The sequence below is a fragment of the Bradyrhizobium sp. USDA 4341 genome, assembly GCF_054063755.1.
The window spans coordinates 6649162-6672725 of record NZ_JBSSGO010000002.1; the positions used below are offsets into that span (position 1 = coordinate 6649162).

Below are 23564 nucleotides of genomic sequence, written 5' to 3' on the forward strand. Positions count from 1 at the left end.
ATTGCTTTGACGAAAATTAAGAAGCTGTTAATCTTTTGGCTCGCGCGTTGAAGTTGTTGAGTGTTTCAGGGAGTGCCATATGAGGTCCGCGGCCGAAGCCATCAAGCCCGCGACAGGAAGGCTTGCGGACCCTCTGGATCAAGTCGACTACCGTCTCGCTCAGACCCCCGAACAGAAAGACGAGATCTACCGGCTTCGCTACCGGGCCTATCTGCGCGAAGGCGCGATCCGGCCCTCGGCGGACGAGCGCGTCGTCGATCAGTTCGACGATGCGCCGAACGCCTGGGTGTTCGGCGTCTATCTGCAAGGCGAGCTCTGCAGCTCGATCCGCATCACCGTGGCGACACCGGAGTGGCGCTCCTCGCCGACGCTCGACGTGTTCGGCGACGTGCTGCTGCCGAAGCTCGATCAGGGTCTGGTCTTCATCGATTCGACGCGCTTCGTCGCGGACCCCGACAAGGCGCGGAACAATCCGGAACTGCCCTATGTCACGGTGCGGCTCGGCTCGACTGCGGGCGTGCATTTCAACGCCGATTACGGCCTGGCGCCGGTCCGGCCCGAGCACATGGCGTTCTACCGGCGTGTGTTCCTGCATGAGACCTGGTCGGAACCGCGGCTCTACCCGGGGCTAGTGAAGCCGGTCGGGTTAATGGCGTCGCATCTGCCGACCGTGCGGGAACGTGTGCTCGCCCGCTATCCGTTCCTGCGCTCGAGCGCCTTCGAGCGGCGGATGTTGTTTGAGCGGGAAGGCCAGTTGCAGCCCGACGGTATCGTCCGGCCGTATGAGCGCGCCTCGATCGTGCCGAATCCCTGAGCAAACCGGCGTTCTGATCAATCTGACATCGATCGACTGTTGCGCGCGGGCCAAATTGTCCTGCAAAAGCGGCCGGTTCCAGCGAACCTTGCCTTCCCTTCACCATCGCGCCACATTTGCCACCCATTAACCATCGGGGGCGCTTTTCGCCATTGCCTGGCATTTGATCGGCTCTAGCAAGGTCTCGTCAAGGTTGACGGAACGTTCGCTTAACCATCGCCCTGTAGACCCAATGGACAGTACGAAGAGCGTGAGCGTGGAGGCTCCGGAATGAAACATCAGATGCGTATCCTCCAGGGTATGAAGCTGGCTGCGGTTCTGGCGGTGGCGTTGTCGATGGGTGCCTGTGCCAACAAGAACCCGCTGGACGCCAATGGCGCGATCGGCGGCGCCGCGACGCCGGGCAGCCAACAGGATTTCGTAGTCAATGTCGGCGACCGTGTGTTCTTTGAGAGCGATCAGACCGATCTCAGCCCGCAGGCGACAGCGACCCTCGACAAGCAGGCGCAGTGGCTGCAGACCTACAACCGTTATTCCTTCACCATCGAAGGTCATGCCGACGAGCGCGGCACGCGCGAATACAACATCGCGCTCGGTGCGCGTCGTGCCCAGTCGGTTCGCGCCTATCTCGCTTCGCGCGGCATCGATCCGAGCCGCATGCGTACCATCTCCTACGGCAAGGAGCGCCCGGTCGCGGTCTGTAACGACATCTCCTGCTGGTCGCAGAACCGCCGCGCCGTCACCGTGCTGAACGCCAGCTCCTGACGCGATCCTGGATGGGTTTTTCAAGCCGGCGCCTTCGGGCGCCGGTTTTGTTTTGGCCGCGTGAAAGCCTGACCCGGCTTCATCAAGATGAACGAAGCTGCGTGCAATTGGCCGCTTGCTTGTTCCATCGTCCGTACTAAACCGGTATCCGCGACGCTGTCCCAGATTTGAACTGCAAGTCACAATTCTGGCGTACTCCGTCCCTCAAAGTCGCGCGCTTTTCACGTCGATCTCGTCGTCAGGGCAAAATGTCATCCAGGCTTCATTTTCTTTCCTCCGCCGCGGCGATCGCGGCGCTGCTCGCCGTTTCCGCACCAGCGTTTGCCCAATCCGACGATTCCGATGCCGAGATGCGGATCGAGCGGCTGGAGAACCAGCTGCGGCAACTGACCGGGCAGAACGAGGAGCTGCAGTACCGCAACCGCCAGCTCGAGGAGCGCCTGCGCCAGCTCGGCGGCCAGCCGCCTGTCCCGAATGGACAGCCTCCGGCGGCCCAGCCCGGTGTCGCGGCGGTGCCGCCGGCGCAGCAGGGGTACCCGCAGGCGCAGCCGGGCTACGCCCAGCCGCAGGGCCAGCCGCAGCAAGGATACGGCCGGCAGCCGCAGGGCGGCTATGACCAGCAGCAGATCGCAGCGCCCGCCCCGATCGTGCAGGAGCCGGCGGCGGCGGCTCCCGGCCGCCGTGGCCGCGGCGATGCCTTCGATCCGACCCAGAATCCGAATGCCCCCGGCGCTCCGCGCGTGCTCGGTGGCGGCGGCCAGATGCCGATGCAGAACGACGCGGCGGTCGGCGCGCCCGGCGGCCGCGGCGCGGGCGAGCCGCTCGATCTCGGCAACACGAGCCCGCAGCGGGCGCCCGGCGCGAGCGCGGCCCTGACCACATTGCCGCCGTCGGCGACGCCGAAGGACGAGTTCGACCTCGGCATCGGCTACATGCAGCGCAAGGACTATGCGCTCGCCGAAGAGACGATGAAGAACTTCGCCACCAAGTATCCGAGCGATCCCCTGGTGGCGGATTCGCAGTACTGGCTCGGCGAAAGCTATTTCCAGCGCCAGCAATATCGCGATGCTGCGGAAACCTTCCTCGGTGTGACCACCAAATTCGACAAGTCCGCGAAGGCGCCCGACGCGCTGCTGCGGCTCGGCCAGTCGCTGGCGGCGCTGAAGGAAAAGGAAGCCGCCTGCGCCGCGTTCGGCGAGATCTCGCGGAAGTACCCGCGCGCGTCCGGCGGGGTCAAGGCTGCGGTTGACCGCGAGCAGAAGCGCGTGAAGTGCTAAACCAGCCGGGGGAGGCCGCCTCCGGCCTTGCCGCGACCTGCTGGTTCTATGATGCCCGACGACCAATCCGCCATCCCGGCAAGCGACGCCAAGCGCCTGTTCGCGGGCTTGGCGCGCGCGCCGGCGATCGTGCTCGCGGTGTCGGGCGGTCCCGATTCAGTCGCGCTGATGTGGCTGGCCGCGCGCTGGCGCCGCACGCTGGCGCAGGGACCGCGGCTGGTGGCGGTTACCGTCGATCACGGTCTGCGTCCTGAAGCGGCCCGCGAGGCCCGCGACGTTAAGCGGCTGGCGCGAAGCCTCGACCTGCCGCATCACACCTTGCGCTGGAGCGGGCCCAAGCCCAGCACCGGCGTGCCGGCAGCCGCGCGTGAGGCGCGCTATGGCCTGCTCGCGCAAGCCGCGCGCAAGCACGGTGCGACGCATATCGTGACCGCGCACACCCGTGACGACCAGGCCGAGACGCTGTTGATGCGGATGCTGCGCGGCAGTGGCGTCGCGGGTCTCTCGGCGATGGCGCGCGAGACCGAGCGCGACGGCATCATGCTGACGCGACCGTTGCTCGATATCTCGAAGGCGCGGTTGATCGCGACGCTGAAGAAGGCGCGCATCGGGTTTGCCGACGATCCGACCAACCGCGATCCGTCCTTCACGCGACCGCGGCTGCGCGCGCTGATGCCGCTGCTGGCGGAGGAGGGCGGCGACGCGCGGAACCTGGCACGGCTCGCCGCGCGGATCGCGCGCGCCAACGCCGCGCTGGAGGTGCTCGTCGACGGCGCCGAGCGCTATCTTGCGATGAAAAGCGAGGATAACCTCGATGCGGGCTTCGACGCGGCACTGTTCGCGGTGATGCCGGACGAAATCCGCCTCCGCTTGCTCAAGCGCGCCATCGATCGCACCGGACATGAGGGGCCGGCCGAACTCGGCAAGGTCGAAACCCTGCTCGCCGCGGTCGATGAGGCAGTCAGTCGGCCCTCGGCACAACGCGAATCCAAGCTGAAACAGACGCTTGCCGGAGCGGTCATCAGCGTCGCCGCCGGCCGTATCAGGATCAGCCCGGCGCCGCCTCGCCGGGCCCGTTCCCGCTGAGCCGGGTTCGATTGTTTCAACCGCTGTCATAATCCGGCAAGGAGGCTTAACCACCCCGGAAAAACACCGGATTCCGCGTCATTTTTTGACCGGGAATCGGGCTAGGATGCGGTAAATAGTCGTGCGTGGTTCCCTTGGCATCAACCCCAGCGGCACCTAGATTGTAGGGCATCGACGGGATGGATTCCCTGGGGATTCCCACAGAGCCTGCCCAAGGATTAGAGAGAGGCCGCGATCCGCGCGACCACGAAGGAAGACCATGAACGCCAATCTGCGGAATTTCGCCCTCTGGGTCATCATTGTCCTGCTGTTGCTGGCGTTGTTCACGCTTTTCCAGAATCCTGGCCAGCGCTCGTCGTCCTCGGATATCTCGTTCTCGCAGCTTCTCACTGAAGTCGATCAGGGCCATGTCCGCGACGTCGTGATTCAGGGGCCCGAGATTCACGGTACCTTCAACAACGGCACCAGCTTCCAGACCTACGCGCCGAGCGATCCGTCGCTCGTGAAGCGCCTCTATGACGCCAAGGTGCAGATCACCGCGAAGGCGCCCGGCGACAACGTGCCGTGGTTCGTCTCGCTGCTCGTCTCATGGTTGCCGTTCATCGCGCTGATCGGCGTCTGGATCTTCCTGTCGCGGCAGATGCAGGGCGGCGCCGGCAAGGCGATGGGCTTCGGCAAGTCGCGCGCCAAGATGCTGACCGAGGCGCACGGCCGCGTCACCTTCGAGGACGTCGCGGGCGTCGACGAGGCCAAGCAGGATCTGCAGGAGATCGTCGAATTCCTCCGCGACCCCGGCAAGTTCCAGCGGCTCGGCGGACGCATTCCGCGCGGCGTGCTGCTGGTCGGCCCTCCCGGCACCGGCAAGACGCTGATCGCGCGCGCGGTGGCGGGTGAAGCCAACGTGCCGTTCTTCACGATCTCCGGTTCTGACTTCGTTGAAATGTTCGTCGGCGTCGGCGCGAGCCGTGTCCGCGACATGTTCGAGCAGGCCAAGAAGAACGCGCCCTGCATCATCTTCATCGACGAAATCGACGCGGTCGGCCGTCACCGCGGCGCCGGCCTCGGCGGCGGCAATGACGAGCGCGAGCAGACGCTGAACCAGTTGCTGGTCGAGATGGACGGCTTCGAGGCCAATGAAGGCGTGATCCTGATCGCGGCGACGAACCGTCCCGACGTGCTCGATCCCGCGCTGCTGCGTCCGGGCCGCTTCGACCGTCAGGTCGTGGTGCCGAATCCGGACGTCGTCGGCCGCGAGCAGATCCTCAAGGTTCACGTCCGCAAGGTGCCGCTGGCGCCGGATATCAACCTCAAGACCATCGCGCGCGGCACCCCGGGCTTCTCGGGCGCCGACTTGATGAACCTCGTCAACGAGGCTGCGCTGACCGCCGCCCGCCGCAACAAGCGGATGGTGACGCAGGCCGAGTTCGAAGAGGCCAAGGACAAGGTGATGATGGGCGCCGAGCGCAAGTCGCTCGTCATGACCGAGGAAGAGAAGTTGCTGACGGCCTATCACGAGGGCGGCCACGCCATCGTTGGCCTCAACGTCGTCGCGACCGATCCGATCCACAAGGCGACCATCATTCCGCGCGGCCGTGCGCTGGGCATGGTGATGCAGCTGCCGGAGCGCGACAAGCTGTCGATGTCGCTGGAGCAGATGACCTCGCGCCTCGCCATCATGATGGGTGGCCGTGTCGCGGAAGAGCTGATCTTCGGCCGCGAGAAGGTGACCTCGGGCGCCGCCTCCGACATCGAGCAGGCAACCCGCCTGGCCCGCATGATGGTGACGCGCTGGGGCCTCTCGGAAGAGCTCGGCACCGTGTCCTATGGCGAGAACCAGGACGAGGTGTTCCTGGGCATGTCGGTCTCGCGCACCCAGAATGCGTCCGAGGCGACGGTCCAGAAGATCGACTCCGAGATCCGGCGTCTGGTCGAGGAAGGCTACAACGAGGCGACCAAGATCCTCACCGAGAAGCGCCAAGACCTCGAGGCGCTCGCCAAGGGCCTGCTCGAGTTCGAGACGCTGACCGGCGACGAGATCATCGACCTGCTGAAGGGCAAGAAGCCCAACCGCGAGTCGGTGCTGGAGCCGTCGACGCCGCGCGCCTCCGCCGTGCCGCCGGCCGGCAAGCCCCGCCCGCGTCCCGATCCGGACACCGGCATGGAGCCGCAGCCGCAGGCGTAAGCCTCGCCTGCCATGGCCGGCACTTCCGGCAAACCGATTGTGCAAAAGCTCGGCCTCAAGCCGGGCTTTTGTATTTTTGTCGACGGATTGTCCGTTCCCTATGGCGACATCGTCGGCGGGCTGCCTGCCGATCTGCGGATCGCGAAGACCGTGCGGGCGCCGCTCGATGCCGTGCATCTGTTCGCGGCCGAGGCCAAGGGGCTCGCTGCCAAGCTGCAGCGTTACCGCGAGGCGATCGCACCTCGCGGCATGATCTGGGTGTCGTGGCCGAAGAAGAGCTCGGGTGTTGCGACCGATCTTGACGACAGGGCGGTGCGCGAGATCGGGCTCGCGTCCGGCCTAGTCGACATCAAGGTCTGCGCCGTCGATGCGGTGTGGTCGGGTCTGAAATTCGTGATTCCGGTCAAAGAGCGCGGCAAGCGCTGAGATCGCCCCGGCAACAGGCTTGGCCTCCGTTGGGGCGCATCAAGGTCAACACATCGCCGGCCGACCATGTGCCGGTCGGCCAGATGCAGCTGGTGCGCTTCAACGGCAAGACTTGGGATCGCTTCGGCGAGCTCCAGACAGGGAATTAAGGCTGAGATCGACGACGCTTGAACTCGGCGCTCCGCTGTAGGCCCGTCATCCTGAGGTGCGAGCCACTTCGGCGAGCCTCGAAGGATGAACGGCCCGGCTGCGAGATCGGGGCCGTGCATCCTTCGAGGCTCGCCCAGCGGCGCAATTGCACCGCAAGGCTCGCACCTCAGGATGACGGGATAAGCGGCATGCGATTCTTGACGAAGCAATGGCACAGGCTAATTCGCGCCCTCAGCCGCCGCCGGCACGCCGGCCTTCTCGTCCGACCGCACATGGATGACGGCGATGTCGTCCCTGTAGAGCCTCTTCCAGCCCTTGAGGTGGTCCAGCGCGTTTCCGGCCGGAGAGTCCGAGCTCAGCAGCGTGGCGTCGATCCGGTATTTGTCGAGCAGGTCCAGCAGCTGGCCGACGTCGCGGGCATCGAGCGCGGCGTAATAGTCGAGCACGAATTGCTCGCCATAAAGCTCGGCGCGGCCGTCGATGAACACCTTCATGTCGCGGCTCACCATGTAGCCGCCGAACGGCGCGGTGCTGAACACGCGCTGCGCCTTGTGTTGCTGGAGGACGTCGACCGCGGCAACGGGCGAGAACACCGGCAGGAATTTGAACTCGTGCTGCGCGACGAACATCGTCGTCGTCACCCACGCTCCGATCACCATCGCGATAGTAGCCAGGATCGTGACGACGGGGACGGCGCGTCCTTCCTCGAAGCGGGCGGCGCGGACGCCTGCCATTCCCCATTGTTCTGATATCGGCTTGGCGAGCACCAGCGGCGCGATGAACGCGAACACCTCGATGTTGCGGATATGGCTCAGCGCCATCCAGATCAGCCCGAGCAGCAACAGGATCCGCGGCACCGACAGGGTCAGCCCGCGATAGCAGATGACGCCGATCAGGCCGAGCAGCGTGGCTTCGAAGAAGCTGGGCTTGCTGAAATCCGCGGGCAGCCATTCGCCGATCATCGACAGCAGCTTGCCGAGGCTGAGGATCTTGGTCGCACCCAGCAGGCTATTCCAGCCATAGGGCGTCACGCAGCTCGCGGCCAGCGCGGCGACGCCGAACAGTCCCCATCGCACGATGAGTTGACGGCGGCGGCTCGGCTCCGCGCTCCACACCGCCTCCAGTCCGATCGGCCCGATCAGCGCCAGGCCGAGCACGAAGCCGCCATGCAGATTGGCCCACAACGCCATCAGCGGCAGCAGCCACCATGACGGATGGGTGCGGCGATCCGCGGCCGACATCAGGCCGCCGATGAACGCCAGCAGCACCGGCAGTGCCAGCACATGCGGCCGCGCGAAGAAGTGGATCGTCGACAGCAGCAGCGCCAGCGCCGCGATCAGGAGTGCACGCGCCGGATCGAAATACGGGCTCAACAGATGCAGGAAGATCGCGACCGACGCGCCGATTGCGATCGACGTCAGGATAACCGGCCCGGCCCAATCGCCGCCGTACACGAGGGCATACGCCACCTGCGACAGCCACGAGCTCGAGATCCAGGGCTCGCCGAAGCGGGTGAACGAGAACACGTCTGATGTCGGCATCGCGCCGTGTTCGAGGATCCACTGTCCGACCTTGATCTGCCACTCCGTGTCGGAATCGCGCAGCAGGATCTCACCGGCAGAGAGATAGAACAGATAGGCGCCCACGGCGGCGCACAGCGGCAGCAGTCCTCGCACCGCGCTACGGCTGCCCACGCTGCTGGTGATGGAGAGTGACATGCGCTTTCTTGGTTCGGCCGGGGACATCGAGGCAACGCCACACGTGGCGTTGGGCGCACTCGACCACGGCTTCCGATAAATTCGGGTAAATGCGACCGCTATGTGGTGGGTCCGCGCGAGATCGGATGTCTCGATTTCGAGCAATCATCTTGGTGCGCGATTTACCATCGGAAGCCCGATCCGGACCTGGGTGCTGTTGGCACCTGGCGCTTCCGTCGGCCGAAGCGGCCACCAGTTCGATCGGAGGTGGCGTGCGGCCGTCGCAAAATCCTTACAATTCCAGCTTGTCATTCAGTCTGAATAGTTGTTCACTTCTTCAAACGATTGCGGGATCAATCGTTCAAAACATTGAAGACGCGTGTGTTCTGCCGGTGGGCGCCGGCCAGGGCACACGGTGGGGGGCGGAACGCCATGGTCTACCGGCGAACTCATCAGGTCGTGAAACGGCTGGCTGCCCGGCGCAGCGCCATCCTGTCGGCTGCGCGCGACGCGGCGGCGGCGGGCGGCATGGCGGCGGTCCAGATCGCACCCGTCGCGGTGCGGGCCAATGTCGCGGCCGGTACCGTCTACCGCTATTTCCCGTCGAAGGCCGAGCTGATCTCGGAATTGATCACCGAAGTCTCGCGTGACGAATTGTCCGCGATCCGGCGCGCCGCAGAGGCCGCGCCCGGACCGTCATCGGCGCTGGCCGCCGCGGTGACGACGATTGCGGTCCACGTGCTGTCGCAGCGCAAGCTGGCCTGGGGCATCCTGGCCGAGCCGGTCGATGTTGACGTCACCGCCTCGCGCCTCGCCAGCCGCCGCGATATTTCCGGCGAGCTTGCCATGCGCATCGATGCCGCCGTGCGCGCCGGACATCTGCCGGCGCAGGACACGGGACTGGCCGCCACCGCCTTGCTCGGCGCGCTGCACGAAGCGCTGGTCGGCCCGCTGGCGCCGGCCAATCTCGACGATCCGATCAAGCTGCGCGATGCGGTGCAGACCGTGACGCTGCTCGCGCTCCGCGCGGTCGGCGTGATGGACGCGCGCGCCCGTGGTCTTGTGGTGCAGGCGACGACCCCGGCAAAGGCGCTGGTCGGGGCCTGAGATCGCGGCTGCGCGGCGAACACTTCCGTCGCATTGGCGTTGTAGGTTGAGGCTGGGTTCAACCAATCTCACGGAGCAACGCATGACGACGACTCATGGTTCGGCCAAATGGCAGGGTGGCATCAAGGACGGCAAAGGCGCGATCTCGACCAAGAGCGGCGCGCTCTCGGATTACCCCTATGGCTTCGCCAGCCGCTTCGAGGGCAAGCCCGGCTCGAACCCCGAAGAACTGATCGGCGCGGCGCATGCCGCCTGCTTCACGATGGCGCTGTCGTTGATCCTGGGCGAGGCCAAGCTCACGGCCGAGCACATGGAGACCAAGGCCGACGTGACCCTGGAGAAGGTCGCCGACGGCTTTGCCATCACCGCCGTGCACCTGATGCTATCGGCGAAGATCCCGGGCGCCGATAACGCAACGTTCCAGGAATTGGCGGGCAAGGCCAAGGCCGGATGTCCGGTGTCGAAGCTGCTCAACACCAAGATCACGCTCGACGCGGCGTTTGCAGGGCTGACGGTCTGAAGCGCAGCCTTGGGGCCACGCTGATGCGTAGCCCGGCGCGGCGGGTTAGAGCGTTTTCGAGCGAAATGGGCGCCGGTTCGCGCGAAGAAAACTCGTCAAAACGAGAATCTACAGCTGCGCGTCGCCGTTCGGTCCGACCGAGGCGATGCGCAGCATGTTGGTGGTGCCGGGCGCGCGGAGCGGCACGCCGGCGACGATGATGACGCGCTGGCCGGCCTTGGCAAAACCGTCCCGGAATGCGATCGAGCCGGCGCGTTCAACCATGTCGTCGAGATCGTGGGCGTCCTCGGCGACCACGCAATGCACGCCCCACACCACCGACAGCTTGCGTCCGGTGACGAGGTTCGGCGTGATCGCGACCACCGGCACCTTGGGCCGCTCGCGCGCCACGCGGATCGCGGTCGAGCCAGACGAGGTCCAGCAGATGATCGCCGACAGATCGAGCGTCTCGGCGATCTGCCGCGCGGCGTCGGCAATGGCATCGCCCACCGTCGCCTCGGGATCGACGCGCTGTGCGTTGATCATGCTGCGATAGGTCGGATCGCGCTCCACCTCCTCGCCGATGCGGTTCATGGTCGAGACCGCTTCGACCGGGAATTTGCCGGCGGCGGATTCCGCCGACAGCATGATGGCGTCGGCGCCTTCGTAGACGGCGGTGGCGACGTCGGAGACCTCGGCGCGCGTCGGCACCGGTGCCTGGATCATCGATTCCAGCATTTGGGTTGCGACCACCACCGGCCTGCCGGCGCGCCGCGCCATCCGGATCATCTGCTTCTGCAGGCTAGGCACCCGCTCCAGCGGCAGCTCGACGCCGAGATCGCCGCGCGCCACCATCAGCGCATCCGCCACCTCGATGATGTCGCCGAGGCGGTCGATCGCCTGCGGTTTCTCGATCTTGGCCATCACCGCGGCACGGCCGCGGATCATCTTCTTGGCTTCGATCACGTCCTCGGCACGCTGCACGAAGGACAGCGCAACCCAGTCGATCCCTTCCGGCAGCGCGGCTTCCAGATCGGCGCGGTCCTTCGGGGTCATCGCGGAGACCGGCAGGTCGGTGTCGGGCAGGCTGACGCCCTTGCGGTCCGACATCTTGCCGCCGATCACGACGCGCGTGACCGCGCGGTCGGGCGAGGTTTCCTCGGCGATCAGCCGCACCTTGCCGTCGTCGAGCAACAGCGCGTGGCCGGGGCGGAGCGCGGCGAGGATCTCCGGATGCGGAAGCTGGACGCGGCTGTTGTCGCCCGGCGTCTTGTCGGAATCCAGAATGAAGCTCTGGCCGTTCTTGAGCTGGGTCGACCCTTCCGCGAAGGCGCCGACCCGCAGCTTCGGCCCTTGCAGGTCGACCAGGATGCCGATCGGCCGGCCGTAGCTCGATTCGACATTGCGGATGGTCTTGACCAGCTCCCGCATCTTGTCATGCGGGGTATGGCTCATGTTGATGCGGAACACGTCGGCACCCGCCTCGAACAGCTTGCGGATCATCGCGCTGTCTGAGGAGGCCGGGCCGAGCGTTGCAAGGATCTTGATTCGGCGCAGTCGTCTCATTGTTTGTTTCCGGGTGGTGCGGCTGGCGGCAGACCCGACGCGCCCGGAGGCGCTGCGCCCGGCGGCGGGTTGGGCAGGCCCGGCATCGCCCCGGGGCTTCCCGGGGCCACGCCGCCCGGCATTCCCGGTACTTTCTGCGGCTGTTGTTCGTTGGCTTCGGTCAACTGGACGGTCCATGCACGCTGCTCGCCGGTGTCGACCTCGAAGAAGCCGGTGCGGTCAAAACCCCGCGCCAGGCAATTCTCGGTGCCCTTGATGGTGAATTCCTTGTCGCGCGAGCACATGAAGGCCTGGCCGGACCATTCGCCGCCGCGATCGTAGTCGAGAGCGTAGATGTAGTAGTAGCGCGCCACAAGATTGCCGCGCAGCAGGGTCTCGCAGGTCCGCGACGACACATTCCACCAGCCTTCTGTGGTCCAGCCCTCGGCGTCCTTGTAGCCGAGCGCGATCCCGACCCGGCTCGAGGTGTTGTTGCACAGCCGGAAATCGGCGGCCGCCGGGCTCGTCCACAGGCATGCCGCGACCAGCGCCAGCACCGGCAGGATGCCGGCCAGGATCAGGCGGATGGTGCGGGGAGCTGAGGCGAGAGAATCTGTTGGGCTCATGCGGCGAAGCTATATCAAATCATTGTCGATTTCGCGTGCCGGGCAGGCACTGTCAACGGGCGGGCGCCCGTCCCCCACGCTGCGGGACCGTGACCAGTGTGGCCGAACAGGCCCGTATTGCGCGTCGATATGGCAAAATCTGTGACAATTCCCACCTGATATCAATATGGTGAGCACATCACACCGGGATCACGATCATGAGCATTGACGACAAAACCAGAACAGAACTTGAGGCCGCGGTGTTCCGGCGCCTCGTCGATCATCTGCGCAACCGGACCGATGTGCAGAACATCGACCTGATGAACCTTGCCGGCTTCTGCCGCAATTGCCTGTCCAACTGGATGAAGGAAGAGGCCGACGCCAAGGGCCTTGCGGTGAGCAAGGACGAGAGCCGCGAGGCGGTCTACGGCATGCCCTATGAGGAGTGGAAGGCGAAGCATCAGGGCAGCGCGACGCCGGAGCAGCTCGCGGCGATGAAGAAGGCCCAAAGCGGGCACTAATTCCCGATTGATGTGACGCCAGTTCCGTGGCCATCAGCATCTCCTGTGGGCGCGCTGTGGATGAGCGCGATGTTTCCTTGACGGGACGTGCTCCAAAATCGAGGGTCGCCCGCAACAAGCGGTGCGCGTGGCGCGTATTCGCGCGACATTTCATTGCCATTTCAGGAGTACGCGATGGCCACCACGTCTGCCGCCGTTCAGGATGAACCCGCAACGCGATTTGCCAAGGACCAGCTCAAATCCATCATCGAGCGCATTGAGCGGCTGGAAGAGGAAAAGAAGACCATCTCGGACGATATCCGCGACGTCTATGCCGAGGCCAAGGGCAACGGCTTCGACGTCAAGGCGCTGCGCACCATCGTGCGCCTGCGCAAGCAGGATGCCAACGAGCGCCAGGAGCAGGAAACCATCCTGGAGACCTATATGCAGGCGCTCGGGATGCTCTGAGGCGGCAGGCGGGCCGGTCTGGCGTCGCCAAGGCGCCCGCCCGGGGTAACTCGCCCAATCCTCTCGGCGAGGCTTGGGTGAAATCCCGGGATTTGCTACACTGCCGGTGAGGTAACCGGGCAGAGCGTTCAGATGGACGTGCCAGGACCAGAGCGTCGGCTCGCTGCGGTCCTCGCCGCCGACATGGTCGGCTTTAGCCGCCTGATGGAGGCTGACGAGACGGGCACCCTTGCGCGCCTCAAGACCCATCGGATCGAGCTGATCGATCCGGCCATCAGCAAGAATCGCGGCCGCATCATCAAGACCACCGGCGACGGCCTGCTGGTCGAGTTTCACAGCGTCGTCGATGCGGTGCTGTGCGCGGCCGAGGTCCAGCGCCGGATGGCCAAACGCAACTCCGACGTCGCGCCGGCGCGGTGGATGCAGTTTCGCATCGGCATCAATCTCGGCGATGTGATCGTCGACGGCGCCGACATCTTCGGCGACGGCGTCAATGTCGCGTCCCGCCTGGAGGTGCTGGCCGAGCCCGGCGGCATCTGCGTGTCGGGCGCGGTCCGCGATCAGGTCGGCGATCGTCTGGAAGATCTGAGCTTCGAGGATCTCGGCGATCAGACCGTCAAGAACATCGCGCGCCCTATCCGGGTTTTCCGCGTCCATATCGAGCCGGATGCCGAGGCCGTTGCCGATCGCCTGAAGGGCGCCGCGGCCGCTCCCGTCATGGCCAAGAAGCCGTCGATTGCGGTGCTGCCGCTCGTCAACATGAGCGGCGATCCGGAGCAGGAATTCTTCGCCGACGGGCTCACCGAGGACATCATCACCGAGCTGTCGCGCTTCCACGATTTGCTCGTGATCTCGCGCAACTCGACCTTCGTGTACAAGGGCAAGGCCGTGAAGGTGCAGGACGTCGCGAAGGAATTCGCCGTCGACTATGTGCTGGAGGGCAGCGTGCGCAAGGCGGGCGGCCGAATCCGCGTCACGGTGCAGCTGATTGATGCCGAGGCCGACCGGCACGTCTGGGCCGAACGCTACGACCGCGAGCTTGCCGATATCTTCGCCATCCAGGACGAGATGACGCGCGCGATCGCGGCGACCTTGCCGGGGCGCGTCGAGGCCGCCGCACACGACCGCGTCAAGCGCAAGCCGACCGACAACATGGCGGCCTATGAGTGCGTGCTGGCCGCCAAGGTGCTGCATCATCGCTCGGCCCGCGACGACAATACGGAAGCGCAGCGTTTGCTCGAGCGGGCCATCGTGCTCGATCCCAACTACGCCCATGCGCACGCCTGGCGGGCCTGCGTGCTCGGCCAGACCTGGGTCTACAATTGGTGCGACGACCGCGACGCGACCTTCGCGCAGGTGGGCGCCGAGCTCGAGATCGCGCTCAAGCTCGACGACAATGACAGCGACGTGCACCGGATCCTCGCCGCGCTGAACCTCAACCGCGACGACCACGACAAGGCGGCATTCCATCAGGAGCGCGCGCTCGCGCTCAACCCGAACTACGACCTCGTCGTCGTGCAGCAGGGCGAGCTCCTGACATGGCTCGGGCGGCCGGAGGAGGGCATCGACTGGATCAAGCGGGCAATGCGCCTTAATCCGTATCATCCGGAGCGCTTCTGGAGCCATCTCGGCCGCGCCAGCTATTGCGCCGAGAAATACGCCGATGCCGCCGAAGCGTTCTCGCGGATCACGCGGCCCGACCACACTCATCACGCCTTCCTTGCAGCGACCTTGGCGCAGATGGGCAACGCCGTGGCGGCCTCCGCGCACGCCGCCGAGGTGATGAAGCGCGAGCCGACCTTCTCGGTCGCCGCCCATCTTGCGACCCAGCATTACAAGCGCGAGCCCGACCGGGCGCGCTATGAGGCTGGCCTGCTCAAGGCGGGGCTGCCGGCTTGAACGGCTGATCAAGGGATTGAAGGGATATCGTGCGTAGAGCCTAGCGCAGCGAGGCGGTGCGCAGCACGAAGGACTGGGTCGTCAAGAGGGCGGTGGCCGAGCCCGAGAAGCGATCGCAGGTCATGCCCATCATCGGATCTTCCGAGAAGGTCATGGCGACGGCGGCCTGCGGCTTCACGAAATGCTGCCGCATCATGTTCATGTCGGTGTCGCCAAGCACCGTGGTCAGCATGCCGCTGCTCGCGCTCGGCGCCAGCATCACGACGCGCATCCAGATGTCGTTGCCCTTGGCGGCCGAGATCCGCGCCGATGTCGTGATGACGCCCTGGCTAGGTGTGCCCTTCGCAACGACGGTGTTGATTTCGGTGGCCGGCGCCGCCGCATTGCGCGCCGGGCGCACATTGCGCGGGATCGGCGCGGTCGCGGCGACGATATTGGCACGGTCGACCGGCGACGACGCAGCCGGCGCATAAGCGAGCGCCTTGTTGAAGTTCTCGGTCGTGCTGGCGGTGGTCTGCGGATCGGAGCCGCCGACCGCCTCGCGCGCCTTCAGCGCGGCGATCTGCGCGGCCGATGCCTGCTTCGGCGCCGCGGACTCGTCACCCCAGAAACCGCGGGCATTGATGATGTCGGCGGGCGATTGCGGTGCGGTGTTCTCGGCCGTCTGCACCACCTGCACCGCCGGCTTCGCCTTCGGCATCGGGACGAGCTGCGCGTCGGCGGCGGCGAGCTGGATGGCGGCGGCGAACTGCTGCGGCTTGGCGCGCGGCAGCGGAACGGGATCGGCGGATTTGGTATCCGAAGATTTGGCGGGCGCAGCGGCCGCTAACACGGTGGCGGGGGGTTTGTCGCTCACGGTGGCCCCACCTTCGTCTTCGTCGTCACCCGACTTGCCGGCCCCGAACAGCTTTGCGAACAGGGTCGGCTTGCTGATGGTCGCAGCATCGTCGCCATTGCCGCGGCGTTCGATGTCGGCCTTGGCGAGTTCATAGCCCTTCAGCGGCGTGCCGTCGGTCGGGACATGGACGGTGCGGCCGTCGGGGAACACCCGGACCAGCTGCTCGCGGGTCATTCGCGGCCAGTGGCGAATGCCGCCGGTGTCGAGATGCACGAAGGGCGAGCCCGAGGTCGGATAGAAGCCAACGCCGCCGCGCTGCAGGCGCAGGCCGGCGAAGCGGATCTGCTCCAGCGGAACGCCGGGAATGAAGAAGTCCATCGCATGCCCCAGCATGTGCTGGCTGTGGCGCGCAACGCCCGAGGAGCGGCGGCGGAGCATGGCGTTGGTGGCAGGGGCGCGATAGGCGGAGATGATCTGGATCGGCTGCTTGCCGCCGACGTCGTTATAGACTTCCCAGAGGATGTCGAAGAGGTGACGATCCATCACCGTCTCATCCTGGGATCGCCAGTCGCGCAGGAAGTGATTGAGCTGCTTCAGCGCGGCTTCGTCGTAGCGGCCATCGCGCTTGAAGGTGATGGTGAGGTCTTCGCCGGAATGGGTGTGGTGGAAGGAGAGGGTGCGGGTCTGGTTCAGCGCCGTCGCATCGTGCACCGAGCCGGCGCCCGCCAACAGCAATAGCGCGGTCAGGCCGACTTGGTATCCGGCCTTAGGCAGCGACAGCGGTTTGTAGCGGCGTGCGAAAACAGCCAGCACTATGAGCCCACCCAGTCGACGAGCGTTCGGTCGGCATCCTCGCAGACCCCCTGCGGAAGACGGTGAACGCTTTCTTAAAGCGGGAGGGTTAACCGAGGTTTACCGACCCGCCCCCAAGTTGGGCTTAACTAACTGGGCGAGTGTGGCAAAAGATAGCCCTGTTTCCCGGAGCCCATCGCAAATGGTTAACGTAAACGATCTCGCTTTTTGAGCGAGATCGTTGATTTTACTTCAATATTTATCCCAATCGGGCGGAGAGGCAGATTAGCGGGTGATAACCCGGCGCTGCTGCTGGGCCTGGCCGCGGCGGACCGGCTGCGGCTCCGGCTGGCCGAATCCACCGAACAGGCGTTCGAAGAAGTTCGGTCCGGAGGAGCCAAAGCCGCTGTTGTCCCCGGCGAAGTTGACGCCAGGCGGCAGGCTGCTGCTCGGCGGCCGCGCGTAGCTCGGCTGGGCGTGCGCCACCACCGTTTCGAGATCCTTGCCGCGGCTGTTCTTGAGCAGCGACAGCATGGCGGCGTCGCGGCCGTAGATGTCCCTGCGGATTTGCAGCTTGCCGGCGTCGTCCACGAACGCGGTCTGGTAGGTGATGTTGACCGGGATCGGCGTCGGGAATTTCAGATCGACTTCGCTCGAGCCGTACATGCTGCGGATCCGCTCCGGCGTGTAGTGCTGGTTCGGCTCGGTGATGTTGAGCAGCACGGACGCGTACTGATCCGGATTCTGCACGCGCATGCAGCCGTGGCTGAAGGCGCGCTCATCCTTCGCGAACAAATACTTGTCCGGCGTGTCGTGCTGATAGACCAGGAACTTGTTCGGGAAATTGAAGCGGATGCGGCCGAGCGCGTTGGCTTCACCGGGCGGCTGCGAGACGTGGATCGAGCCGTCGCGGTTGCGCTCGAGCTTGAGGCCCATGCGCTGCAGCACCGTCGGATCCTGCTGCAGGGCCGGCAGATACTCGTTGTAGATGATCGATGGCGGCACGTTCCAGGTCGGGTTGACCGTGATGTACTTCATCGTTTCGGTCAGAAGCGGCGTGGCGTGCTGGCCGGGCTTGCCGGTGACGACGCGCGTGGTCCAGACCTGCGCGCCGTTCTGCATCACCTTCAGCGTATAGTCGGGGATGTTGAGGATCACATAGGCATTGCCGACATTGGCCGCGCCGAGCTGGCGCGGCAGCCAGCGCCAGCGCTCCATGTTGACGAGCACGGTGTCGATCTGACGGTCGCGCTTCGGATTGTTCAGCGCCTTCACCGTGCGCTCGTCGAGCACGCCGGTCGCCTTGAGGTCGACGCTGCTCTGGAATTTCTCCACCGCCCGCGCCACCGTCGCGTCATACCTGGTGCTGTCGGCATCCTCGGTGATGCCGAGCTTGTTGCGCAGGTCCGGCACGCGCGGATCGTCCATCTCGACCGCGGCCTGCTTCTTGCGCGCGGGGACGTATTTCAACGCAGGGCCGTCGGCGATCGTGATTACCGGGCCGTCGCCCTGGCCGCGCAGCTCGGCGAGCTTCTTCTTCAGCTCCTTGTAGAGCTTCTGCGGCGGGTTGTAGCCGTCGAGCGCGGCGGAGGCATCCTTGGCCGAGGTCACATTCGCAAACACCTCAGTCGGATCGATCGGGTGTTCCGGATAGAGGATGTCCGCCGACACCTGCGACCAGTGCATGCGGCCGCTCTGGGCCTGGCGCGCATAGTCCAGCATGCTGGCCGCGAGCTTCAGCTCGGCGTCGGCCAGCGCATCGGGCGTCGTCGCAGCAGTGAAATCCGGCACCGGATAGTCGGCGGCATCGAGGCCGTCGGCGGCCGCATCCTTCAGGCGGGCGATGACGCCCTTGCCGGCATCGGTCAGCTTGCCGGCCCTGGTGAAGACGGGTGCATATTCGCGGGCCGAATAGAACTTCTCGGCGGTGGCGCGCTCGTTCTTGCGATCGAAGGTGCGCAGCGACTTGTTGGCGAGCAGTTCGCGCAGCTTGTCGGCGACCGCCTGATCCTCGGCGGCAACGTTGCTCGCAGCCTTCGCGGGTTCAGTCGCCGGAGCTGCCGCCGTCGCGGGAGCCGGAGCGGCGGCGGGCGCCGTGGCCGTTGCCGGCGCGGGGCTTGCGGAAGGCGCCGTTGCGGTGGCAGGGGCGGGTGCAGCCGCAGCCGGTGCGACCGCGGTATCGGTCTTCGGTGCATCGGTCTTGGGCGTATCGGCGGGCTGCGTCGCCGGCGCAGTGACGACATCGGCGGGCTTCGGCTCGACGGCCTTTGCCGTCGCGCTCGGCTCTGTCGGCTTGGCATCAACGGGCTTGGCCTCGGTGGCCTGCACCTCGGCCGGCTTCACGTCCGCCGGCTTGGCTGCGTCGGGCAGCGCGGCGGTGGTGTCGGCCTTGAAATCGCTTGCGGTGGGCGGCGGCACATTGGCCGGTTCGGGGCGCGGGATCGCGGCGTCGATCGCCAGTTCCGAGGCGCTGGAGCGAGGCGTGTCCTGCGCGAAGGCCGAGCTCGCGGACACCGTGAGGAAGGTCGCCGCGACGGCCATCAATACGCGGTCAAATCCTCGACGGTTGTTCGAACAGTCACGCATTTTCGCACCCCCTGGGTGGAACTGCCCCTCAGAATCTGGAACAGTTCAAATCGGTATTCGGTTTCATAGCTTGCGCGAAAGCGCCGGCTTCTCAAACGACTCGTATGCCTGCACGCAATTAACGCAGACGATACATTTGCCCCTCTTATGCAGCCAGCGCCTTGCGGGGCAACTCACGACAAACTGACCTCGAAGCAGCTGATTTCGCTCGGGCCGTGCGTTTTTGCCACGCGGTAAAGCCTTTGTCTGTCACCGACGGGACACGGTTCAAAAGGTTCCCTGGTATGGCCTCGTCGGCCTCGGGTTTAGGTGGCGTCGCTTGTGCGCGTGCCGGCCGCGGCCTCGTCGAGCTTGCGGTAGAGGGTCGAGCGGCCGATCTTGAGGCGACGCGCGACCTCCGACATCTGTCCGCGATAATGCGAAATCGCAAACCGGATGATCTCGTTCTCGAGATCTTCTAGCGGGCGCACCTCGCCCGCGGCATTGAGTATCGAGAGGCCGCCCGCTGTCGGCAGGGCGGTAGTTGTCGGTATTTCATTACCGGAGATCATGGCGGGCGCCGTGGACGGCGACACCACCAGCGGCTCGCCCTGGAGCATTTTGCCTTCCGGCACCGGATGCGACGCTCCTTGCGGGAAGTCGGCGAGCCCGAGCTGGTCGCCATCGCTCATCACCACGGCGCGATACACCGTGTTCTCGAGCTGGCGGATGTTGCCCGGCCAATCGAGCTGCGCCAGATGCGCCATCGCGTCGCCGCTGATGCCGGTGATGTTGCGGTTCTCCTCGGCGCAGAACCGCGCCAGGAAATGCCGCAGCAGATGCGGGATGTCTTCGCGCCGCTGCCGCAGCGCCGGAATGGTCAGCGGCAGCACGTGCAGGCGGTAGAACAGGTCCTCGCGGAACTGGCCGGCCTTCACGAGATCGAGCAGCTTGCGGTTGGTCGCCGAGATGATGCGGACATCGACCTTGACCGGCTTGCGGCCGCCGACCGCCTCGACGGTGCCTTCCTGCAGCGCGCGCAGCAGTTTCACCTGCGTGGCCAGCGGCAATTCGCCGACCTCGTCGAGGAACAACGTGCCGCCATGGGCCTCGACGAACTTGCCCTGGTGACGCTCGGTGGCGCCGGTGAAGGCGCCCTTCTCGTGGCCGAACAGGATCGATTCAACGAGATTGTCCGGGATCGCGCCGCAGTTCACCGCGACGAACGGCTTGGCCTTGCGCTCGCTGCTGCCATGGATGGCGCGCGCGAACAGTTCCTTGCCGACGCCGGACTCGCCCTCGATCAGCACCGGGATGGTCGAGGATGCGGCTTTCTGTGCCGTGCGCAGCACGGCGGCCATCGCCTCGCTGCGGGTGATGATGTCGGAGAAGGTCAGCCGGCCCTCGCGGCTGTGGCGGATGCGCTGCAATTCGCCCTTCAGCGCCGATGCGTTGAGGGCGTTGCGCAGGCAGACCTGCAGCCGTTCGAAGCCGACCGGCTTGACGACGAAATCCTGGGCACCGGCGCGCATCGCCGACACCACATTGTCGATGCCGCCATGCGCGGTCTGCACGATGACCGGGACGTTCAAACCAGCTTCACGAATTTTTGCGAGGACTCCGAGACCGTCGAGGCCCGGCATCACGAGGTCGAGCACGACGGCATCGATCGCCTGCGTCTCGGATGCGGTCAGGGCCGCTATCGCCGCGTCGCCACTGTCCACGACGAGGGGCTCATAGCCGCACTTCTGCACCATGTTTTCAACCAAACGACGCTGTACGGCGTCATCATCGGCGATCAAAATGGTGGCAGCCATGGTTTTCCCCGCACGCTACGTTTATCTGTCTCGAATCGGGGCAATGTCGCCGATGCCGATTAACGCACTCTTAAACCTTGCAAACCCGCTTTCATTCCGCCGCCGCCGACATCTTTCCGACTGAAGTAAGGTTACGAACAAGATGACCTCGCGCTCCAAAACTGCCTCCCTCAAGTCTGCTCCCAGCAAGTCTGCTCCCACTCCCAGCAAGTCTGCTCTCGGAAAGTCTGCTCTCCGCAAGGAAGCCGCGCTGCGCAAGACGGCCGCGCAACGCAAACCGGCCGCAGCCAGCCCGGCGGCGAAACAGGCGGCCGGCAAGACCGGCAAGCTTCCGGAATGGAATCTGGCAGATCTCTACTCCGGTATCGACGCGCCGGAAGTCGCACGCGATTTGCAGAAAATGGATGCAGATTGCGTCGCGTTTGAGACCGACTACAAGGGCAAGCTTGCCGAAAATACCGGCAAGGAAGGCGGCGGAAAGTGGCTGGCCGGGGCGATCCGCCGTTATGAGGCGATCGACGATCTGGCTGGCCGTCTCGGCTCTTATGCCGGCCTGGTCCATGCCGGCGACAGCGTCGATCCCGCGATCTCGAAGTTCTACGGTGACGTCTCCGAGCGGCTGACGGCCGCCTCGGTGCATCTCCTGTTCTTCTCGCTCGAGCTCAATCGGGTTGACGATGATGTGATCGAGCGCGCGATGGCCGAGCCCACGCTCGGCCACTACCGGCCGTGGATCGAGGATCTGCGCAAGGACAAGCCGTACCAACTCGAGGATCGCGTCGAGCAGCTCTTCCACGAAAAGGCGCAGAGCGGCTACGCGGCCTGGAACCGGCTGTTCGACCAGACCATCTCCGGCCTGCGCTTCAAGGTCGCGGGCAAGGAACTCGCGATCGAGCCGACGCTCAACCTGTTGCAGGACAAGGCCGGCGACAAGCGCAAGTCCGCGGCGCAGGCGCTCGCCAAGACCTTCAAGGACAATGAGCGCACCTTCGCGCTGATCACCAACACGCTGGCCAAGGACAAGGAAATCTCCGACCGCTGGCGCGGCTTCCAGGACGTCGCGGATTCCCGCCATCTCAACAACCGGGTCGAGCGCGAGGTGGTCGATGCGCTGGTCGCCTCGGTGCGCGCGGCCTATCCGAAGCTGTCGCACCGCTACTACGCGTTGAAGGCCGGCTGGTTCAAAAAGAAGAAGCTGCCGCACTGGGATCGCAACGCGCCGCTGCCGTTCGCGGCGACCGGCACCATCGCCTGGCCCGAGGCGCGCAACATGGTGCTGTCGGCCTATAACGGCTTCTCGCCCAAGATGGCCGAGATCGCGGAGCGCTTCTTCAGCGATCGCTGGATCGATGCGCCGGTGCGTCCAGGCAAGGCGCCCGGTGCGTTCTCGCATCCGACCACGCCGTCGGCACATCCCTATGTGCTGATGAATTATCAGGGCAAGCCGCGCGACGTGATGACGTTGGCGCATGAGCTCGGCCATGGCGTCCATCAGGTGCTGGCGGCGAAGAACGGCGCGCTGATGGCGCCGACGCCGCTGACGCTGGCGGAGACCGCGAGCGTGTTCGGCGAGATGCTGACCTTCAAGCGGCTGTTGTCGCAGACCAGGAACGCCAAGCAGCGCCAGGCGCTGCTCGCGGGCAAGGTCGAGGACATGATCAACACCGTGGTGCGGCAGATCGCGTTCTATTCATTCGAGCGTGCGGTTCATACCGAGCGCAAGAATGGCGAGCTGACCGCCGCGCGGATCGGCGAGCTGTGGCTCAGCGTGCAGGCCGAGAGCCTGGGGCCCGCGATCGAGATCAAGCCGGGCTACGAGACGTTCTGGATGTACATCCCGCACTTCATCCACTCGCCGTTCTACGTCTACGCCTATGCGTTCGGCGATTGCCTGGTGAACTCGCTCTATGCGGTCTACGAGCACGCATCCGACGGTTTCGCCGAGCGCTATCTCGACATGCTCGCCGCCGGCGGCACCAAGCATTACTCCGAGCTGCTGCGGCCGTTCGGGCTCGACGCCAAGGACCCGAAATTCTGGGACGGCGGCCTGTCCGTCATCGCCGGCATGATCGACGAATTGGAGACGATGGGCTGACGACCATCTGCCTGCCGGCTGGCCCGGGTCAGATTTGCGCAGCGTTTTTTGCGCCTCGCGGCATGATCGTCCCGTGACGCCCGCGTTTGGGAGATCAATCCTGCTCCAAGGGCGGCCGCAGGGCCGTCGCTCGAGGGGTGAATCGGGGACGATTTGCGGTTCAAATCGCCCGATCGGGACCACGCCGTTGCCCTGCCAACCTGTTTGCGGTAATGGCTCGCAGAACGCGAATTTCTGACTGGGGACAGCGATGGCAGACCATAGCGAAGTGGCCTATACGACCGCCGACGGCAACGATTACGTGGCGCATGAGCAGACCTATGAAGGGTTTATTGTGCTGGTCAAATACGGCACCATCAGCGTCGCCATCCTCCTCGCCTTGATGGCCTATTTCCTGGTCTGATCCCTGATCGGCTAGCAGCATCGCCGTCCCGCGG

Annotated in this window: 20 protein-coding genes; 13 read left to right on the top strand and 7 right to left on the bottom strand. The window is 65.4% G+C overall.

The genetic code is table 11. The features are described from left to right. The first annotated feature begins 79 nt into the window (after positions 1–79). The 6 genes from ACVIGB_RS37390 to ACVIGB_RS37415 all read left to right on the top strand — a co-directional run bounded on the left by ACVIGB_RS37390 (position 80) and on the right by ACVIGB_RS37415 (position 6550). Positions 80–814 (top strand): N-acyl amino acid synthase FeeM domain-containing protein, encoded by a 735-nt coding sequence (locus tag ACVIGB_RS37390; RefSeq protein ID WP_092123458.1) that lies wholly within the window; start codon positions 80–82, stop codon positions 812–814. 270 nt (positions 815–1084) lie between these two features. Beyond that, positions 1085–1579: a peptidoglycan-associated lipoprotein Pal gene (gene pal / locus ACVIGB_RS37395; protein WP_092123460.1), complete on the top strand. Its 495-nt coding sequence runs from the start codon at positions 1085–1087 to the stop codon at positions 1577–1579. A gap of 248 nt (positions 1580–1827) precedes the next feature. Beyond that, entirely contained in the window at positions 1828–2856 is a 1029-nt protein-coding gene (ybgF, locus tag ACVIGB_RS37400; RefSeq protein WP_456718911.1) for a tol-pal system protein YbgF, read from the top strand. Between the two features lie 48 nt (positions 2857–2904). Beyond that, the gene (gene tilS / locus ACVIGB_RS37405) at positions 2905–3942 is read left to right on the top strand and encodes a tRNA lysidine(34) synthetase TilS (RefSeq protein WP_456718910.1); all 1038 of its coding nucleotides are present in this window, start codon (positions 2905–2907) and stop codon (positions 3940–3942) included. Positions 3943–4201: 259 nt separating this feature from the next. Continuing rightward, positions 4202–6124, top strand: a complete 1923-nt coding sequence (ftsH, locus tag ACVIGB_RS37410; RefSeq protein WP_092123466.1) for an ATP-dependent zinc metalloprotease FtsH — start codon at positions 4202–4204, stop codon at positions 6122–6124. A 12-nt stretch (positions 6125–6136) separates the two neighbouring features. Further along, on the top strand, positions 6137–6550 hold the full coding sequence (locus ACVIGB_RS37415; RefSeq protein WP_456718909.1) for a DUF3052 domain-containing protein: 414 nt from the start codon (positions 6137–6139) through the stop codon (positions 6548–6550). Positions 6551–6918: 368 nt separating this feature from the next. Here the strand turns inward: ACVIGB_RS37415 and ACVIGB_RS37420 are convergent, their stop codons facing one another. After that, positions 6919–8418 (bottom strand): hypothetical protein, encoded by a 1500-nt coding sequence (locus ACVIGB_RS37420; protein WP_456718908.1) that lies wholly within the window; start codon positions 8416–8418, stop codon positions 6919–6921. Positions 8419–8829: 411 nt separating this feature from the next. Between ACVIGB_RS37420 and ACVIGB_RS37425 the strand changes: the two genes are divergently transcribed. Both ACVIGB_RS37425 and ACVIGB_RS37430 read left to right on the top strand, forming a co-directional pair. Continuing rightward, on the top strand, positions 8830–9504 hold the full coding sequence (locus ACVIGB_RS37425; protein ID WP_092123472.1) for a TetR/AcrR family transcriptional regulator: 675 nt from the start codon (positions 8830–8832) through the stop codon (positions 9502–9504). Positions 9505–9586: 82 nt separating this feature from the next. Continuing rightward, the gene (locus ACVIGB_RS37430; RefSeq protein ID WP_456749274.1) at positions 9587–10024 is read left to right on the top strand and encodes an OsmC family protein; all 438 of its coding nucleotides are present in this window, start codon (positions 9587–9589) and stop codon (positions 10022–10024) included. A gap of 108 nt (positions 10025–10132) precedes the next feature. On the opposite strand, the gene pyk is transcribed toward ACVIGB_RS37430, so the two are convergent. Together pyk and ACVIGB_RS37440 are read right to left on the bottom strand one after the other, a co-directional pair. After that, positions 10133–11569, bottom strand: coding sequence for a pyruvate kinase (gene pyk / locus ACVIGB_RS37435; protein ID WP_092123476.1), 1437 nt, complete (start codon positions 11567–11569; stop codon positions 10133–10135). Then, on the bottom strand, positions 11566–12174 hold the full coding sequence (locus ACVIGB_RS37440; RefSeq protein ID WP_092123478.1) for a DUF1036 domain-containing protein: 609 nt from the start codon (positions 12172–12174) through the stop codon (positions 11566–11568). Before ACVIGB_RS37440 ends, pyk begins: the two co-directional genes overlap by 4 nt. A 197-nt stretch (positions 12175–12371) precedes the next feature. Between ACVIGB_RS37440 and ACVIGB_RS37445 the strand changes: the two genes are divergently transcribed. The 3 genes from ACVIGB_RS37445 (at position 12372) to ACVIGB_RS37455 (ending at position 15020) form a co-directional block, all read left to right on the top strand. Then, entirely contained in the window at positions 12372–12674 is a 303-nt protein-coding gene (locus ACVIGB_RS37445) for a DUF1244 domain-containing protein (protein ID WP_029085501.1), read from the top strand. Positions 12675–12848: 174 nt separating this feature from the next. Next, positions 12849–13121: a DUF2312 domain-containing protein gene (locus ACVIGB_RS37450; RefSeq protein WP_029085502.1), complete on the top strand. Its 273-nt coding sequence runs from the start codon at positions 12849–12851 to the stop codon at positions 13119–13121. 132 nt (positions 13122–13253) lie between these two features. Next, on the top strand, positions 13254–15020 hold the full coding sequence (locus ACVIGB_RS37455) for an adenylate/guanylate cyclase domain-containing protein (protein ID WP_456718906.1): 1767 nt from the start codon (positions 13254–13256) through the stop codon (positions 15018–15020). Positions 15021–15060: 40 nt separating this feature from the next. On the opposite strand, the gene ACVIGB_RS37460 is transcribed toward ACVIGB_RS37455, so the two are convergent. From ACVIGB_RS37460 to ACVIGB_RS37475, 4 genes are all read right to left on the bottom strand, one after another. After that, positions 15061–16671, bottom strand: a complete 1611-nt coding sequence (locus ACVIGB_RS37460) for a DUF882 domain-containing protein (RefSeq protein WP_456718905.1) — start codon at positions 16669–16671, stop codon at positions 15061–15063. Positions 16672–16935: 264 nt separating this feature from the next. Further along, positions 16936–19236 (bottom strand): L,D-transpeptidase scaffold domain-containing protein, encoded by a 2301-nt coding sequence (locus ACVIGB_RS37465; protein WP_456718904.1) that lies wholly within the window; start codon positions 19234–19236, stop codon positions 16936–16938. 305 nt (positions 19237–19541) lie between these two features. Next, positions 19542–21032 carry a sigma-54-dependent transcriptional regulator gene (locus ACVIGB_RS37470; protein ID WP_456718903.1) on the bottom strand — a complete coding sequence of 497 codons (1491 nt, stop codon included), beginning with the start codon at positions 21030–21032 and terminating at the stop codon, positions 19542–19544. Positions 21033–21053: 21 nt separating this feature from the next. Further along, positions 21054–21290, bottom strand: coding sequence for a pentapeptide repeat-containing protein (locus tag ACVIGB_RS37475; protein WP_456749275.1), 237 nt, complete (start codon positions 21288–21290; stop codon positions 21054–21056). On the opposite strand from ACVIGB_RS37475, the gene ACVIGB_RS37480 reads away from it, so the two are divergent. Continuing rightward, positions 21175–23127, top strand: a complete 1953-nt coding sequence (locus ACVIGB_RS37480; RefSeq protein ID WP_456718901.1) for a M3 family oligoendopeptidase — start codon at positions 21175–21177, stop codon at positions 23125–23127. The genes ACVIGB_RS37475 and ACVIGB_RS37480 overlap by 116 nt on opposite strands. A 250-nt stretch (positions 23128–23377) precedes the next feature. Continuing rightward, positions 23378–23530, top strand: a complete 153-nt coding sequence (locus ACVIGB_RS37485) for an aa3-type cytochrome c oxidase subunit IV (protein ID WP_092123491.1) — start codon at positions 23378–23380, stop codon at positions 23528–23530. Positions 23531–23564: the final 34 nt, after the last annotated feature.

Bases quoted from the DNA above. Each gene is read 5' to 3' on its own strand.
- ACVIGB_RS37390 (WP_092123458.1), top strand. From the start codon at position 80: ATGAGGTCCGCGGCCGAAGCCATCAAGCCCGCGACAGGAAGGCTTGCG.
- pal (WP_092123460.1), top strand. From the start codon at position 1,085: ATGAAACATCAGATGCGTATCCTCCAGGGTATGAAGCTGGCTGCGGTT.
- ybgF (WP_456718911.1), top strand. From the start codon at position 1,828: ATGTCATCCAGGCTTCATTTTCTTTCCTCCGCCGCGGCGATCGCGGCG.
- tilS (WP_456718910.1), top strand. From the start codon at position 2,905: ATGATGCCCGACGACCAATCCGCCATCCCGGCAAGCGACGCCAAGCGC.
- ftsH (WP_092123466.1), top strand. From the start codon at position 4,202: ATGAACGCCAATCTGCGGAATTTCGCCCTCTGGGTCATCATTGTCCTG.
- ACVIGB_RS37415 (WP_456718909.1), top strand. From the start codon at position 6,137: ATGGCCGGCACTTCCGGCAAACCGATTGTGCAAAAGCTCGGCCTCAAG.
- ACVIGB_RS37420 (WP_456718908.1), bottom strand. From the start codon at position 8,418: ATGTCACTCTCCATCACCAGCAGCGTGGGCAGCCGTAGCGCGGTGCGA.
- ACVIGB_RS37425 (WP_092123472.1), top strand. From the start codon at position 8,830: ATGGTCTACCGGCGAACTCATCAGGTCGTGAAACGGCTGGCTGCCCGG.
- ACVIGB_RS37430 (WP_456749274.1), top strand. From the start codon at position 9,587: ATGACGACGACTCATGGTTCGGCCAAATGGCAGGGTGGCATCAAGGAC.
- pyk (WP_092123476.1), bottom strand. From the start codon at position 11,569: ATGAGACGACTGCGCCGAATCAAGATCCTTGCAACGCTCGGCCCGGCC.
- ACVIGB_RS37440 (WP_092123478.1), bottom strand. From the start codon at position 12,174: ATGAGCCCAACAGATTCTCTCGCCTCAGCTCCCCGCACCATCCGCCTG.
- ACVIGB_RS37445 (WP_029085501.1), top strand. From the start codon at position 12,372: ATGAGCATTGACGACAAAACCAGAACAGAACTTGAGGCCGCGGTGTTC.
- ACVIGB_RS37450 (WP_029085502.1), top strand. From the start codon at position 12,849: ATGGCCACCACGTCTGCCGCCGTTCAGGATGAACCCGCAACGCGATTT.
- ACVIGB_RS37455 (WP_456718906.1), top strand. From the start codon at position 13,254: ATGGACGTGCCAGGACCAGAGCGTCGGCTCGCTGCGGTCCTCGCCGCC.
- ACVIGB_RS37465 (WP_456718904.1), bottom strand. From the start codon at position 19,236: ATGCGTGACTGTTCGAACAACCGTCGAGGATTTGACCGCGTATTGATG.
- ACVIGB_RS37470 (WP_456718903.1), bottom strand. From the start codon at position 21,032: ATGGCTGCCACCATTTTGATCGCCGATGATGACGCCGTACAGCGTCGT.
- ACVIGB_RS37480 (WP_456718901.1), top strand. From the start codon at position 21,175: ATGACCTCGCGCTCCAAAACTGCCTCCCTCAAGTCTGCTCCCAGCAAG.
- ACVIGB_RS37485 (WP_092123491.1), top strand. From the start codon at position 23,378: ATGGCAGACCATAGCGAAGTGGCCTATACGACCGCCGACGGCAACGAT.